Annotated in this window: 12 protein-coding genes; 5 read left to right on the forward strand and 7 right to left on the reverse strand. The window is 70.1% G+C overall.

Features of this window, described 5'->3' with window-relative positions; translation table 11 throughout:
- The 6 genes from OHU89_RS04010 to OHU89_RS04035 are packed head-to-tail and all read right to left on the reverse strand — an operon-like array spanning window position 1 to window position 6,213.
- On the reverse strand, window positions 1-900 hold the full coding sequence (locus OHU89_RS04010; protein WP_405639849.1) for an NADP-dependent oxidoreductase: 900 nt from the start codon (window positions 898-900) through the stop codon (window positions 1-3).
- Window positions 897-1,712 (reverse strand): SDR family oxidoreductase, encoded by an 816-nt coding sequence (locus OHU89_RS04015; protein ID WP_405639851.1) that lies wholly within the window; start codon window positions 1,710-1,712, stop codon window positions 897-899. Before OHU89_RS04015 ends, OHU89_RS04010 begins: the two co-directional genes overlap by 4 nt.
- Window positions 1,705-2,697, reverse strand: a complete 993-nt coding sequence (locus OHU89_RS04020; RefSeq protein WP_405639852.1) for a zinc-binding dehydrogenase — start codon at window positions 2,695-2,697, stop codon at window positions 1,705-1,707. The genes OHU89_RS04015 and OHU89_RS04020 overlap by 8 nt, the downstream gene beginning before the upstream one ends.
- Complete coding sequence (locus OHU89_RS04025; protein WP_405639854.1) at window positions 2,697-3,905, reverse strand: MFS transporter; 1,209 nt, start codon at window positions 3,903-3,905, stop codon at window positions 2,697-2,699. Before OHU89_RS04025 ends, OHU89_RS04020 begins: the two co-directional genes overlap by 1 nt.
- Window positions 3,902-4,966 (reverse strand): 3-oxoacyl-ACP synthase III family protein, encoded by a 1,065-nt coding sequence (locus tag OHU89_RS04030; protein WP_405639856.1) that lies wholly within the window; start codon window positions 4,964-4,966, stop codon window positions 3,902-3,904. The genes OHU89_RS04025 and OHU89_RS04030 overlap by 4 nt, the downstream gene beginning before the upstream one ends.
- A complete protein-coding gene (locus tag OHU89_RS04035; protein ID WP_405639858.1) occupies window positions 4,963-6,213 on the reverse strand; it encodes a sedoheptulose 7-phosphate cyclase in 1,251 nt (416 codons plus the stop codon). Before OHU89_RS04035 ends, OHU89_RS04030 begins: the two co-directional genes overlap by 4 nt.
- Window positions 6,214-6,462: 249 nt before the next feature.
- Here OHU89_RS04035 and OHU89_RS04040 point away from each other — a divergent pair, with 249 nt between their 5' ends.
- On the forward strand, window positions 6,463-7,074 hold the full coding sequence (locus tag OHU89_RS04040) for a TetR/AcrR family transcriptional regulator (RefSeq protein ID WP_405639860.1): 612 nt from the start codon (window positions 6,463-6,465) through the stop codon (window positions 7,072-7,074).
- Between the two features lie 719 nt (window positions 7,075-7,793).
- Here OHU89_RS04040 and OHU89_RS04045 read toward each other — a convergent pair.
- Complete coding sequence (locus OHU89_RS04045) at window positions 7,794-8,876, reverse strand: LacI family DNA-binding transcriptional regulator (protein WP_405639862.1); 1,083 nt, start codon at window positions 8,874-8,876, stop codon at window positions 7,794-7,796.
- A gap of 226 nt (window positions 8,877-9,102) precedes the next feature.
- Here OHU89_RS04045 and OHU89_RS04050 point away from each other — a divergent pair, with 226 nt between their 5' ends.
- The 4 genes from OHU89_RS04050 to OHU89_RS04065 all read left to right on the forward strand — a co-directional run bounded on the left by OHU89_RS04050 (window position 9,103) and on the right by OHU89_RS04065 (window position 14,507).
- A complete protein-coding gene (locus OHU89_RS04050) occupies window positions 9,103-10,029 on the forward strand; it encodes a carbohydrate ABC transporter permease (RefSeq protein WP_405639864.1) in 927 nt (308 codons plus the stop codon).
- A gap of 4 nt (window positions 10,030-10,033) precedes the next feature.
- A complete protein-coding gene (locus OHU89_RS04055) occupies window positions 10,034-10,960 on the forward strand; it encodes a carbohydrate ABC transporter permease (protein ID WP_267016749.1) in 927 nt (308 codons plus the stop codon).
- A 92-nt stretch (window positions 10,961-11,052) separates the two neighbouring features.
- The gene (locus OHU89_RS04060) at window positions 11,053-12,390 is read left to right on the forward strand and encodes an ABC transporter substrate-binding protein (protein WP_405639866.1); all 1,338 of its coding nucleotides are present in this window, start codon (window positions 11,053-11,055) and stop codon (window positions 12,388-12,390) included.
- A gap of 77 nt (window positions 12,391-12,467) precedes the next feature.
- Complete coding sequence (locus tag OHU89_RS04065; protein ID WP_405639868.1) at window positions 12,468-14,507, forward strand: beta-galactosidase; 2,040 nt, start codon at window positions 12,468-12,470, stop codon at window positions 14,505-14,507.
- Window positions 14,508-14,584: the final 77 nt, after the last annotated feature.

Here is a 14,584-nt window from a genome sequence, read left to right on the forward strand (position 1 = left end):
TCACGGCAGGAGCAGGACCTTGCCACGCAGGCCGCCCGCGCTGAAGTCGTGGTGGGCGCGGGCGGCGTCGGCGAGCGGGTAGCGGCGGCCGGTCGGCACCGTGAGGCGGCCGGCGGTGATCAGGCCGCTCAGGGTCTGGAGCTGGTCGCCGTTCTCGTCGACGTAGCTCTTGCCGGGAGTGATGCCGCGCTCGGGGGCGGGCTGGGGGTTGTCGTCGATGGCGACGAACTGGCCGCCGTGGGCGACCGCGCGGATCGCCGCGGCCACACCCGCGGTGTCGACTACAGCCGTGTGGGTGGCGTCGGGGAGATCCGCGGGCCGGGTGTGGACGGTGCCGACGCCGAGGCCTCGCAGGGATTCGGTGTCGGCGGTCCGGGCCAGGGCGTCGACCGGGTGTCCGTCGGCGAGCAGCAGCTGGACGGCGATCCGGCCGACCGCGCCGGCGGCGCCGGTGACGAGCACCGGTGCGCCGGGCGGCAGCGTGAGCTTGGCCAGGGTCTGGACGGCGGTCAGTCCGGCGAGCGGGAGCGCTGCGGCATCCGGCAGCGGCAGGCCGGCCGGGGCGGGAGCGAAGAGGCGTGCGTCGGCGGTGACTTGTTCGGCATAGGTGCCGTAGCGGTGGGCCGGCTGGGCGATCATGCCGATGACCTGGTCGCCCACGGTGAACCGGGTGACCTCGCTGCCGGTCTCGGTGACGACGCCGGAGACGTCCCAGCCGGGCACGGACGGGTAGGTGAGGTTCAGGGTGAGGAAGCCGGAGCGGGTCTTGAGGTCGACCGGGTTCACGGCGGCCGCGGTGACGGTGACGCGGATGTCCTGCGGTCCGACGGGCAGTTCGGGTACCTCGTCGAAGGCCAGGACGTCGGGGTCGCCGGTGCGGTGGAAGGTGATGGCTTTCATGCTGGCGAGTTCTCCCTCGGAGCAATGGTGGTGAAGGCGTGGCGGGCGTTGGCCTCCGCCGCGGTCAGGGCGAGTCCGCCGTCGGCGAGGACCGAGGTGCCGGTGAGGTAGCCGGAGTGGGGTCCGGCGAGATAGGCGATGAGCGAGGCGATCTCCTCGGCTCCGGCCGGGCGGCCGAGCGGGATGTCGGGGCGGGAGATCGACCGGTAGGTGGCCTCGTCCTGGATGCCGTTCATGGCAGTGGCGGTCTCACCGGGGGCGACGGAGTTGACCCTGATGCCGTACCGGCCGAACTCCAGGGCGAGCACCTTGGTGATCATGCCCAGGGCGGCCTTGCTGGCGCAGTAGAGCGCGCCGCCGGTGATGGGGACGGTCTCGTGGACGGAGGTGACATTGACGATGCTGCCCCGGACGCCGCCTCGGATCATGTGGTGGCCCACCGCGGAGGCGAGCGTCATGGGGGCGAGGGCGTTGATCGCGAACACCTCGTCGGCCCGCTTCAGTTCCAGGGCGTCGGCGGCGCTGCGGTCGTTGATGCCGGCGTTGTTGACCAGGCAGTCGATACGCCCGGCCCGCTCGACGGCGGCCATGCAGCTGTCGACCGCGGCCTCCGGGTCGCGCAGATCGGCCCGGACCGGGACGCACTGGCCGCCGGTGGTGCGCCGCAGTTCCTCGGCGAGCTGGCGGATCCGGTCCTCGCCGGTGGCGTAGCCGAGAAGCAGCCGGTGGCCGGGGCCGGCCAGTGCTCGGGCGGTGGCCCGGCCGATACCGCTGCTGGCGCCGGTGATCAGCGTGGTGTGGAGGTCAGGCAACACTCAGCACCACCTTGGGCCGGGTCCGGCCGTGCTGGAGCACGTCGAAGGCGCGGGCGACCTCGGCGAGCGGTATCACCTGGTCGACGAGACCGGCGCCGAGTTCGTCGACGAGGGCGACGGCGCGGGCGTAGTGGTCGACGCCGTGCCGGACTCCGGCGATGCGCAGACCGTCCAGGGTGATCCGGGCGGGGTCGACGGTCTCGGGCTGTGCGGGGACGCCGACCAGGAGGCACAGGCCGCCGGGGCGCAGCCGGTCGAGCGCGGCGGTGAGGGTGCCGGGGGCACCGGAGCACTCCAGGACGAGGTCGTAGCCGGTGGGGGCGTCGTCGGTGCGGGTGACCCGGTTGCGGAAGCTGCCGGCCGGAAGGTGGCCGACGGTGCCGGGCTCGGCGATGTCGACGGTCACCGGGTACCGGGCGAGGACGGCGGCGGCGAGGCTGCCCATGGTGCCCGCGCCGACGACCAGGATCTGGTCCCCGGGCCGCAGGTCGGCCGCGTGGACCGCCTCCAGGACGGTGACCAGGGGTTCGACCAGGACGTGCTCCGGGCGTGGGTGCTCCGTGCCGGGGCCGAAGGGGACCAGGGCGTGGCGGGGCATGACCAGGTACTCGGCGGCGGCGCCGGTCCAGCCGTACAGGCCGACCTCGCGCAGCTCGGTGCACAGGTTGCGGTGGCCGGCGGCGCAGGAGCGGCAGGACTGGCAGGGGATCATGGTGGAGCCGGTGACCACCTCGCCGTGGCGCAGTCCGGTGACGCCGGGGCCGTACTCCTCGACGGTGCCGGCCCATTCGTGGCCGAACCGGTGCGGGAAGGTGGCCCGCCCGTCGGCGAGGTAGGCGGAGGTTCCGTGCAGGAGCTCCAGGTCACTGCCGCACAGGCCGACGTAGGCGATCCTGACCAGGACCTCGCCGGGTCCGGCGGCCGGACGGGTGGTCTCCACCAGGGTCGCGGTGTGCGGTTTGTCGATGACGGCGGCCCGCATCAACGGCCCTCACCTGCTGCCAGGGTGCGGCGGGTGCCCAGGACAAGGGCGAGGACGGCTGCGAGGGCGAGACCGGCTCCGACCGCGGGCAGTGTGGCCAGCGATGCGCCGAGCGAGAGGGTGGCCGAGCCGATCCAGGCGCCGGCGGCGTTGGCGAGCTGGAAGCCCGCGATGTTGACGGTGGCCGCGAGGTTGGGGGCCTCACTCGCCGCGCTGATCAGCTTGGAGGCCAGCGGCGGGATGATCGAGAAGCCCGCGGCGCCGAGGACGAAGAGCCAGGGTGCGGTGAACCAGGTGCTCGAGCCGAAGAGCGCCAGCAGGCCGAGGGCGACGGTGAGAGCGCCGAGCGCGACGAGCAGGGTGCGGTCGATGGAGCGGTCGGCGAAGTGTCCGCCGAGCTGGTTGCCGACCACCGAGCCGATGCCGAAGACGAAGAGGAGCAGGGTGACGTGGCCGGCCGAGAAGCCGGTGTAGTCACGGAGGAAGGGCGCGATGTAGGTGAAGACGACGAACAGGGCGGCCTGGCTGAGCGCGGTCAGCGTGAGCGCGGCCCACACCGCTGGGCGGGTGAAGACGGTGAGTTCGGCAGAGATCGATCCGGCCGGGCGGGCGGGGGCGCGCCGGGTGACGGCCACCAGACCCACGGTGACCAGGGTCTGGAAGACCGCGACCACCACGAAGGAGGTCCGCCAGCCGAACTCGCCGCCGATCAGGGTGCCGAGCGGTACGCCGAGCACGGTGGCCAGGTTCAGACCGAGGGAGACCCGGGCGATCACCCGGCCCTGGAACTCCGGCGGCACCATCGAGGTGGCGAGGACCAGGCACAGGGCGAAGAAGGTGGCGTGCGGCAGCGCCGTGACGATCCGGAAGACGACCAGGAGCACGAAGCTGTTCGCCAGTGCCGTGCCGAGGGTGCCGATGACGAAGACCGCCATGGAGCCGATGATCAGGGCGGTGCGCGGCACGCGGGTGGTGACGATGGTGAGCAGCGGACCGCCGATCATCACGGTGACCGCGTAGACGGTCACCAGGAGGCCGGCGGTGGCGTCGGACACGTGGACGTCGCCCGCGATGTCCGGCAGGACGCCGGCCACGAGGTACTCGACGGTGCCGACGCCGAAGACGGCGAGCAGCATCCATAAGACGGCGGCGTTGGTGCCCGTCGCTGGTACGGGCGTTGGCGTCTCGGTGCTGGTGGTGGCGGTCAACGGACGCTCCCCTTCTTCTCGTTCGTGTCGGTGGTGGGTGCGGGCGCGCCGGTGTACTCCACGACGGCGCAGCCCCAGGTGAATCCGACGCCTATGCCGGTGAGCAGCAGTCGGTCGCCCGGGGTGAGGGCACCGGAGCGGCGCAGCAGGTCGAGGCCGACGATCGGGTCGGCGGCGCCGGTGTGCCCGATCTCCCAGCCGCGTTCGGCCAGCGTCTGGTCGGCGTCGATCTTCAGCGGGCCGAAGCACTGTTTGCGCAGCAGGATCCGGCCGAAGTTCGGCACCAGCCAGTGGGCGATGTCGGAGTGGGCGGTGTCGGCGTCGGCGAGTGCGGTCTCGGCGCAGCGTGACAGCGCGGCGGTGTTGCGGGTCCAGAACTCCTCGGTGCTGCGGGTCTCGGCGAAGGCGGCGACCCGCTGACGCAGGTCGATGGGGGCGCTGGAGCCGTAGTACGGCATCGCCATCGAATCGTTGCCGCGGTGCATCCGCTCGAGCAGCGGGTCGCTGACCACGGAGGTGGACAGGACCCGGAACGGGCCGCCGTCGTGACCGAGGACCAGGGCACCCGCGCCGTCGCCGTACACGAGTCCGCTGTCGGAGGCCCAGCGGTCGAAGAGCGGCAGTTGCCAGGCGTCGGAGGCGGTGACCATGCCCTTGCCGGAGCCCGCGCACCAGCGGCCGACGAGTTCCATGCCGACGACGGCACCCGCGCAGGCGGTGCGTATCTCGATCGGTATGCATTCCTCTATGCCGAGCTCGCTCTGCAGATAGGCGCCGCAGTTCCAGCCCTCCAGGCCGTTGTGCAGCACCACCGCATGGACCAGGACATCGATGTCAGCCGGGTCGGTCCCGGCGTCCGTGAGCGCGGAGTGTCCGGCGGCCGCCGCCATCTCGGGGGCGCTCTCGCCGCGTTCGGGGCGGGCCACGGCGGCCGACACCTGTCCGGTCTTGCGGTGTTCGACCTGGCTGTACCGTCCCGCGGCCACCATCTCGGCGGCGAACTCACGCTCTTGGGGCAGATAGGAGCCGAAGCCCTCGATGTAGAGGCTCTCCCACTTCACGCTGCCTCACCGGCCCCGACGAGTCCCGCGGCCGGTGCGAAGTTCTGCCCGGTTCGTCGTCGTGCGGTGTCGAGTTCCTTGAGCGCGGTGTCGAGTTCCTCGGGGGTGACGTCGTTGACGAATCGGTGGTGGCCGATGCCGACCGGAAGCGGCAGCCGCTGCTGCCCGTCGCGGTGGCGCACCGTGTCGGCGAGTGCGCCGTCCAGGATTCCCGGACGGGCCAGGACCTCGGTCCACAGCGGCAGTCCCAGCCGGTCCATCAGCGCCAGTACGCGCTGGGACTGGTGCTCGGTGACATCGCCGCGCATCCGCCCCATCACGGTGGTGAGCGCCATGTCGACGGTGACCGCCTCACCGTGCAGCAGCTCCGGCAGCGCCTCCATCTCGATGGTGGGGCTGAAGGTGTGCCCGTAGTCGACGCACCGTTCCAGGCACTGTTCCCACAGATTGGGCTGGAGTTCTTCCAGCATCAGGTGGATGGCCTCGGAGACGACCCGGCGGGCCGCCGTCCCCAGGGCGGGAGTGCTGCCCTGGAAGCGGTCCTCGATCAGCAGCGGCCCGAAGTCCTCGAGAAGATCGAAGAGTTCCGCCGACTTGATCAGCGCCACCTTGAGGATCTCCGCCAGCCCGTTGGAGAGGTGACGCGCATCGAGGGTGCTCAGGAAGGAGCGGTCCACGAAGGTCGCCACGGCCGGTGCGTAGGTACCGAGCCGGTTCTTGCCCTGCCCGTAGTTGACCCCGGTCTTCACGCCGACCCCGGCGTCGACCAGGCCCACCAGGGTGGTGGGTATCCGTATGTAGGGGGTGCCGCGCCGGTACAGGCTGGCGGCGAGTCCGACGACGTCGAGGAGGACGCCGCCGCCGATGGCGATCACCGGTTCGCGCCTGCGGTCGATGCCGAAGTCGTTCATCGCGTCGACCACGTCCGTCACCAGGCTCCACCGCTTGACGCTCTCGTCCGCGCTTACGGGAAGGAGGGTGACCGCGATGCCGTGATGGTCGAAGTAGCGGGTGATGCGCTCCCCGTGGAGTTCCTGAACGGTGGAGTCGATCACGACGAGACGACGGTCGCCGGGTCGCAGCGCGGCGTCCGCGCACCCCGATAACAGCAGGGTGCTGTCGGTGTCGAACAGGCCGGACGCCTCGACGACGTGGTACCGGACCTGTTTGACGGCCTCCACGGTCCAGGTCGGGGAGGCGGAGTGACGGCGGGTCAGGCCATCGGTGTAAGACGCACTGTTGTGCATGTGGAGTCCTCACGCTGTGCAGGCATGGTGCGTCGTGGGCGGCGACCACTCTGTCGCCGCGCCTCGCTGCGCATGAAGGTGCGGCGAGGAACCACGCCTGTTCGGCGTACCGGTTCCCCCACCGGCTCGGCGACACTATCATTCGTTTATCGATCGCTACATGAATAATGGATCACACCGGCGTGAAGCCGCGCTTCGGCCCGCGCCCGCGAGAGAGCACGCTCACCGACGACGACGTGGGAGCACCTGATGGCAGGCGTACGCGGCCAGGGCCGTAAGTTCGATCTCGAAGACGCCCTGGAGAAGGCCATGTTGGCCTTCTGGCGGCACGGTTACGACGGCGCCTCCGTCGCCACCCTCACCCGGGAGATGGGGATCAATCCCCCCAGCCTGTATGCGGCATTCGGCAGCAAGGAGGGCCTCTTCTTCGCCGCCGTCGAGTTCTACAACAACGGCAGAGGCAGCTTCATGCAGCGCGCCTTCGACGAGGAGGACCACGCCCCCGCCCTGATCCGGCGCCTGCTGTACGAGGCGGCCGACACCTACACCCTCACCGACGGCCCCGGCGGCTGTCTGATCATCGGCTCCGCCACCCGCGTCTCCGACGCCGCCCAGGAAGTCGCCGACCGCCTCCGCGATCTCCGCAACGCCAACATCGACCGACTGGAGGAGCACATCAGAGCCGACATCGACGCGGGCACCCTCCCGGCCCGCACCGACGCCCGCGCGGTCGCCGAGTTCACCGGGGTGGTCGTTCAGGGCATGTCGCACCGGGCCCGGGACGGCGCGACGACCGAGGCGCTACGGGCGGTCGCGGGGACGGCGTGGAAGTCGGTCCGGATGCTGCTGGGCGAGACGTAAGGATCAAGGGGAATCGCTTGCCGCCACGCTGCCGTGAATACCCGGATCTCCATGTTCCGTTTCCTTCTCCGAAAAGACCCCGGAATATCAGGTGCCCACCCTCGAACTCCATGCACTCGGAACAATGTCCGGAGGGCGGGCCAGAAGCACTGCGAACCGGCCAACCCCCCTTCCCCCTGGGCGTATTGGACCAGCTCAGGGGCACTCACGTCGCAAGCCGACAGCACGTCGGAGGAAGTCGGCCATCGTGAGGAGAGAGAGGGCATTCATGCGGAGCAGAAGGGTGAAGGCGTCCGCGCTGGGAACAGCCGTCATCATGGGGAGCGTCGTACTGACGGCCTGTGGGGACAGCGATTCGAAGGACGACAGGCCCGCGGCAACGGCGAGTGCGAGCGGCGGCGCCCAGGAGCAGAGCACGGCTGCCGTGCGCAGCGCCTACGACAAGACCCGCCCGGCCCAATGCTGCCGGGCCCGCGGCGCCTGGGCCGTCCTCGGCTGGCCAGAGGTCCCGTCGGCGGTTGCCGCGAGCCGGTGGCCGAAGGGATCCGAAGCGTCGGCGGAGCGCCGCCGGCCCCGGCGCGTGGACGCGGCGGTCCGGAGCGACCCGAGGAACCCGGCGCCCGCACGGAGACTGCGGCTCCGGCGGCGTGTGGCCTTTGTCAGGACGACGGCACGGCACACCTGCAATCGCGCAGCGAGCGGCACTCTCCGGCCGAAGCTCAGCGCACTGTGGGTGGTGCCGTGCTCTCCCGGACCATCAGACGCGTCGGCACAAGCGTCGTGCCGTGCGTCGCGTCGTCGTGGCGCATCTTCCGCAGGACCGCCTGGACACAGAGGCGGCCGACCTCGGCGAAGTCCTGATGGACCGTCGTGAGGGGCGGCAGGAAGGACGACGCCTCGGCGATGTCGTCGAAGCCGATGACGCTGACGTCCTCGGGGACGCGCCGGCCGCGTTCGTGCAGGGCGCGCAGCAGGCCCAGGGCCATCTGGTCATTGGCCGTGAAGACCGCCGTGCAGTCCTCCTGCGCGGCCAGCTCCAGGCCCGCCCGGTAGCCGGACTCCGCCGACCAGTCGCCGCGCACCAGGGGCGGTATCCGTCGGCCCGCGCGGGTGAGCGTGGCCTGCCAGGCATCGGTACGGCGCTGGGCGGCGTAGGAGCCCTCGGGACCCGCGAGGTGCCAGACCGTGTCGTGGCCGAGCCCGAGCAGATGCTGGACGGCCGCGCGCGTGCCGCCGACCTGGTCGGTGTCGACGACCGTGTACCGCTCCCCCGCGTCGGAGTCGGCGACGACCACCTGGACGCGGGGCGGCATGTTGATGGTGGCCGCGTCCAGGAGGTGTACCTCCATGATGACGATCACCGCGTCGACGGCGAGTTCCCCCAGACGGGAGAAGGCGCCGCGCACCTCGTCCTGGGTGGGGACGGCGACCGGCAGCAGGGTCACCGCGTACCCCTCGGCCGCCGCGGCGGTGGCGATCGCCTCCAGGGTGCGGACGTTGCCGGTCGTGGAGAGGGAGAAGGTGATGACGCCCAGGGTGCGGAACTCGCCGCGTTTCAGGGCGCGGGCGGCGCTGTTGGGGCGGTAGCCCAGCTCCCGCATGGCGGCGAGGACCTGACGGCGTGTCTCCTCGTTAACGCCCGCGTAGCCGTTCGACACGCGCGAGACGGTCTGGGAGGACACCCCGGCCAGCCGTGCCACATCGGCCATCGAGACCGAGGGGCGGGCCGGTCCGTGTGAGCGCGGGCGGCCGGTCACCGCAGGTGAGGCCGCCTGCGTCGGCGTGTCGTGCGTCGCGTCCATTTTCTACCCCCTGCCTCTCCTTGCATCGCTTTGATCACGATCCTCCGGGGAGGCCCTTGACCTGTGTCAGCGGAGGCGTGTAGACATGCCGCCATCGGATGTTTACGTAAACATAACAGCTCAGGTCTCTTTTTTTGCTGCTTGATGTTTGCGTAAACATCTCGGCCGCGCCACACGGGGAAATCTGCGGGCGCGGGTTCCATGAGTGGACGAGCGAGGAACGATCATGACAACGCTGCAACCGCCGGCCGCCGCCGCGCCGCGCCCGGCACCGCCTCCGGCAAAACGGGACCGACGCTCCTGGACGGGGTGGGGGTTCATCGGCCCGTTCGTGGCGGTCTTCGCACTCGTCTTCCTCGCGCCCATCGCGTACTCGATCTACCTGAGTCTCTTCCGCAACCAGCTGATCGGCGGCAACCACTTCGTCGGCCTGGACAACTACACGCAGGCCTTCAAGGACGACCAGTTCTGGTCGGCCGTCGGCCGGGTGGGGCTCTTCCTGGCGATCCAGGTGCCGATCATGCTGGGCATCGCCCTGCTGGTGGCGCTGGCGCTGGACAGCGGCCGGCTCTACGGCAAGAGCTTCTTCCGGATCACGATCTTCCTGCCGTACGCCGTGCCCGCCGTGGTCGCCACCCTGATGTGGGGCTTCATGTACGGCACCAAGTACGGCCTGGTGGGCGACATCAACGAGTCGTTCGGCGTCACGCTGCCCAATCTGCTCTCCCCCGACTGGGTCCTGGCCTCCATCGGCAACATCGTGACGTGGGAGTTCGTCGGCTACAACATGCTGATCTTCTACTCGGCGCTGCGGGTCGTCCCGAACTCTCTGTACGAGGCGGCGGAGATCGACGGTGCCGGTCAGTGGCGGGTGATCACCTCGATCAAGCTCCCCGCGATCCGGGGCGCGATCGTCATCGCCACGATCTTCTCGATCATCGGCAGCTTCCAGCTCTTCAACGAGCCGAGCATCCTGCGCCCGCTGGCGCCCAACGCCATCACCACCGACTACACGCCGAACTTCTACACGTACTCGCTGTCCTTCGCCGGCCAGCAGCACAACTACTCCGCGACGGTCGCCATCATCATGGGCCTGCTCACGATGGTGGTCGCCTACGTCGTGCAGCTGCGCGGCATGCGCAAGGGAGCGTGACCCGATGAGCACCCCTGTCACCACCGCCTCCCCCGCCAAGAGCAGCAGCCCTCCCCGGCTGCGGACCCCGCGTAAGCACGCCCCGGACAAGCAGCGGCGCAGTGTGCTGATGACGGTGCTGATGGCCCTCATGGTCCTCTACACCGTGGTGCCGCTGATCTGGCTGGTCATCAACTCCACCAAGACCCAGGCCGGTCTGGGCGACTCCAACGGTCTGTGGTTCGCCCACGACTTCGCCCTGTGGGACAACATCCGGGACACCTTCACCTACCACGACGGCATCTTCGGCCGCTGGCTGCTCAACACCCTGCTGTACGTGGTGCTCGGCGCGGGCGGCGCGACCCTGCTGGCGGTGCTGGGCGGCTACGCACTGGCGAAGTTCGACTTCCCCGGCAAGCGTGCGATCTTCGCCGTCGTCATCGGCGCGGTGGCCGTGCCGGGCACGGCGCTCGCGGTGCCGACCTTCCTGATGTTCAGCAAGATGGGGCTCACCGACACCCCGTGGGCGGTGATCATCCCGTCGCTGGTGTCGCCGTTCGGTCTCTATCTGATGTGGGTGTTCGCCGCCGAGGCGATCCCCACCGAGCTGCTGGAAGCGGCCCGGATGGACGGGGCGAGCGAGGTGCGGACCTTCTTCCAGGTCGCGTTGCCGCTGCTGGCCCCGGGGATCGTGACCGTGCTGCTGTTCACCACGGTCGCCACCTGGAACAACTACTTCCTCCCGCTGATCATGCTCAAGGACCCGGACTGGTACCCGCTGACGCTGGGTCTGAGCGCCTGGAGCAACCAGGCGCAGACCATCGGCGGTGACGTCATCTTCAACCTGGTGATCACGGGCTCCCTGCTCACGATCATCCCGCTGATCGCCGCCTTCCTGTTCCTCCAGAAGTACTGGCAGTCCGGCCTCGCCGCCGGAAGCGTCAAGGAGTGACGCGGACGGCGCCCACAAGCCCCCCAATTGAGCAACACCAGCACCACCTCCACCCTCACCTGTCCCACCCACGCAGAAGTGGAAGCACCTCCATGCGCAGAACAACGAGCCGCATCCTGCGCGGCATCGCCCTCATCTCCACCCTCGCCCTGGGCGCCACCGCCTGCGGCAGCTCGGACGACGACTCCGACACGAAGGCCGTCTCCGCCGGGGACATCAAGGCAGCCCTGGAAAAGGGCGGCGACATCACGGTCTGGGCCTGGGAGCCCACCCTGAAGACCGTGGCCGCCGACTTCCAGAAGAAGTACCCGAAGGTCAAGGTCAACCTGGTCAGCGAGCGCTCCGGCGACAAGCACTACACCGCGCTGTCCAACGCGATCTCGGCCGGCAAGGGCGTCCCGGACGTCGCCCAGGTCGAGTACTTCGCGCTCGGCCAGTACTCCCTGACCAAGGGCCTGACCGACCTGGCCCCCTACGGCGCCGACAAGCTCGCCTCGAAGTACACGCCCGGTCCGTGGAACGCGGTCAGCGACGGCGACAAGGTCTACGGCCTGCCGATGGACTCGGGCCCGATGGCGCTGTTCTACAACAAGAAGGTCTTCGACAAGTACAAGATCGCCGTCCCGACCACCTGGGACGAGTACCTGGACGCGGCCCGCAAGCTCCACAAGGCCGACCCGAAGGCGTACATCACCAGCGACACCGGTGACGCGGGCTTCACCACCTCCATGCTGTGGCAGGCCGGTTCGCGCCCCTACAAGGTCGACGGCACCAAGGTCGGCATCAACTTCGACGACGCCGGCGCCAAGAAGTTCGAGACGGTCTGGCAGAAGCTGATCGACGAGAAGCTGCTCGCCCCGGTCAACGGCTGGACCGACGACTGGTACAAGGGCCTCGGCGACGGCACCATCGCCACCCTGCCCACCGGCGCCTGGATGCCCGCCAACTTCTCCACCGGCGTCCCGAACGCCAAGGGCCAGTGGCGCGCGGCGGCGATGCCCGCCTGGACCAAGGGCGACAAGGCGAGCGCGGAGAACGGCGGCAGCTCGCTGGCGGTCCCGGCACTGAGCAAGAACAAGGAACTCGCCTACGCCTTCACCGAGTACGCCAACTCCGGTGACGGTGTCGCCACCCGTGTCTCCGAGGGCGCCTTCCCCGCCACCAAGGCGGAGCTGGAGTCGGCCGACTTCCAGAGCAAGAAGTTCGACTACTTCGGCGGCCAGGAAGCCAACAAGATCTTCGCCGAGTCCGCCGCGAACGTGGCGAGCGACTGGTCCTACCTCCCGTTCCAGCCGTACGCGAACTCCATCTTCAACGACACGGTCGGCAAGGCCTACGTCTCCAGCACCACGCTGGCGGACGGGCTGAAGGCCTGGCAGGACGCGTCGGTCAAGTACGGCGAGGAGCAGGGCTTCACCATCGACAAGTAGCCCGCACCACAGCTCGAACGCCGGGCGGCGCGGCACCTCGCCGCGCCGCCCCGCGCATCACCTTCGGAAGGACCGCCATGATCTCCACCCTCCACTCCCGCAGACGCGGGGCGGACGGTGACCTCACCCCGCGTCTCGCCTTCGGCGCCGACTACAACCCCGAGCAGTGGCCCCGGGAGGTGTGGAAGGAGGACGTCCGGCTGATGCAGGAGGCCGGTGTCACCGTCGTCTCGGTGGCGATCTTCTCGTGGGCACGCCTGCAGCCGGGCCCCGACGAGTGGGACTTCGGCTGGCTCGACGAGGTCATGGACCTGCTGCACGCCGGCGGCATAGGCGTCGATCTGGCGACCGCCACCGCCTCCCCGCCGCCGTGGCTGACCACGGCCCACCCGGAGATCCTGCCGGTCACCGCGACCGGCGAGACTCTGTGGCCGGGCGCCCGCCAGCACTGGCGCCCCACCTCCCCCGTCTTCCGCGAGCACGCCCTGCGTCTGGTCCGCGAGATGGCGACCCGCTACGCCGACCATCCGGCGCTGGTCGCCTGGCACGTCTCCAACGAGCTGGGCTGCCACAACATCTACGACTTCTCCGACGACGCGGCCCGCTCCTTCCGCGACTGGCTGCGGGCTCGCTACGGCACGCTGGAGGCCCTCAACCACGCCTGGGGCACGGCGTTCTGGTCACAGCGCTACAGCGACTGGCAGCAGATCCTGCCCCCGCGTCTGGCCGCCTCGCACCCGAATCCGACCCAGCAGCTGGACTTCAAGCGCTTCTCCTCCGACGCCCTGAAGGACTACCTGCGCGCGGAGCGGGACCTGCTCAAGGGCGTCACCCCGGACGTCCCGGTCACCACCAACTTCATGGTGATGGGCGAGACCAAGGGCATGGACTACGCGGACTGGGCCGAGGAGATCGACTTCGTCTCCAACGACCACTACGTCCTCCCCGGCCCGCAGTCGCGCGACGAACTGTCCTTCTCCGCGAACCTCACCAGCGGCATCGCGGGCGGCCGGCCCTGGTTCCTGATGGAACACTCCACCAGCGCCGTCAACTGGCAGCCGGTGAACGTGGCGAAGCGGCCCGGCGAGCTGGCCCGGGACTCACTGCTGCACGTGGCGCACGGCGCCGACGCCGTCTGCTACTTCCAGTGGCGCCAGTCGGCGGCCGGCGCCGAGAAGTACCACTCGGCGATGGTCCCGCACGCCGGGGCCGACAGTGAGCTGTTCCGCGCGGTGGCCGAGCTCGGCGCCACCCTCAAGACCCTGGCCCCGGTGGCCGGTTCGACCCGGGAGAGCGCGAAGGTCGGGATCGTCTTCGACTGGGACTCCTGGTGGGCGAGCGAGCAGGACTCCCACCCCACCTCGCTGCTCAACTACCGCCAGGAAGGCCTGGACTGGTACTCGGCGCTCCTCGAACTCGGCGTGCGCGCCGACCTCATCACCACCAAGAGCGACTTCGCGCGCTACGACGTGCTGATCGCGCCCGTCCTGCACGTGGTCCCGGCGGAGCTCGCCAAGGAGCTGACCCGCTACACCGAGCAGGGCGGCCACCTGGTCACGACCTACTTCTCCGGCGTGGTCGACCAGAACGACCACATCTGGCTCGGCGGCTACCCCGGTGCCCTGCGCGAGCTGCTCGGCATCCGCGTCGAGGAGTTCGGCCCGCTGCTCGCCGAGGAGTCGGTGTCCCTGGACGACGGCTCGACCGGCACCCTGTGGACCGACCGCATCACCCTGGCCGACGAGCGCACCGAGGTCCTCGCCCGCTACGACTCCGGCAACCAGGCCGGACGGCCGGCCGTGACCCGGCGGACGACGGCCGCCGGTTCGGCGTCCTACGTCTCCACGCGCCTCGGTGTCGCGGGGCTCACCTCGCTGCTGCCGCGTCTCCTCGAGCCGGCCGGCGTGACGAGCGAACTCCCCGCCGAGGCGCGCGGACGCGTCGAACTGGCCGTCCGCAGCAACCCCGAGGCGACGTTCCTGTTCCTGGTGAACCGGACCGACGACACGGTGCCGCTGCCCGGGTTCACCGGCGACGTGCTGTACGGCACGGCCGCCGACGACGGGCTGGTCCTGGGGCCGCGCGAGGTCGCCGTGGTGCGCCGACCGCCGGTCTGACCCACTCCCCCACCTCTGTCTCCCCGGGCGGCACATGGCCCGCCCGGGGGCACCCCTTCCCGTACCACCGGCGGGAG

Origin of the sequence: Streptomyces sp. NBC_00019 (assembly GCF_045041015.1) — a bacterium.
Taxonomy (GTDB): domain Bacteria; phylum Actinomycetota; class Actinomycetes; order Streptomycetales; family Streptomycetaceae; genus Streptomyces.

What these genes read in the sequence shown, in the direction of transcription:
- OHU89_RS04065 (WP_405639868.1), top strand. Translation starts at nt 12,468, where the DNA reads ATGATCTCCACCCTCCACTCCCGCAGACGCGGGGCGGACGGTGACCTC.
- OHU89_RS04060 (WP_405639866.1), top strand. Translation starts at nt 11,053, where the DNA reads ATGCGCAGAACAACGAGCCGCATCCTGCGCGGCATCGCCCTCATCTCC.
- OHU89_RS04045 (WP_405639862.1), bottom strand. Translation starts at nt 8,876, where the DNA reads ATGGACGCGACGCACGACACGCCGACGCAGGCGGCCTCACCTGCGGTG.
- OHU89_RS04020 (WP_405639852.1), bottom strand. Translation starts at nt 2,697, where the DNA reads ATGCGGGCCGCCGTCATCGACAAACCGCACACCGCGACCCTGGTGGAG.
- OHU89_RS04040 (WP_405639860.1), top strand. Translation starts at nt 6,463, where the DNA reads ATGGCAGGCGTACGCGGCCAGGGCCGTAAGTTCGATCTCGAAGACGCC.
- OHU89_RS04055 (WP_267016749.1), top strand. Translation starts at nt 10,034, where the DNA reads ATGAGCACCCCTGTCACCACCGCCTCCCCCGCCAAGAGCAGCAGCCCT.
- OHU89_RS04035 (WP_405639858.1), bottom strand. Translation starts at nt 6,213, where the DNA reads ATGCACAACAGTGCGTCTTACACCGATGGCCTGACCCGCCGTCACTCC.
- OHU89_RS04050 (WP_405639864.1), top strand. Translation starts at nt 9,103, where the DNA reads ATGACAACGCTGCAACCGCCGGCCGCCGCCGCGCCGCGCCCGGCACCG.
- OHU89_RS04010 (WP_405639849.1), bottom strand. Translation starts at nt 900, where the DNA reads ATGAAAGCCATCACCTTCCACCGCACCGGCGACCCCGACGTCCTGGCC.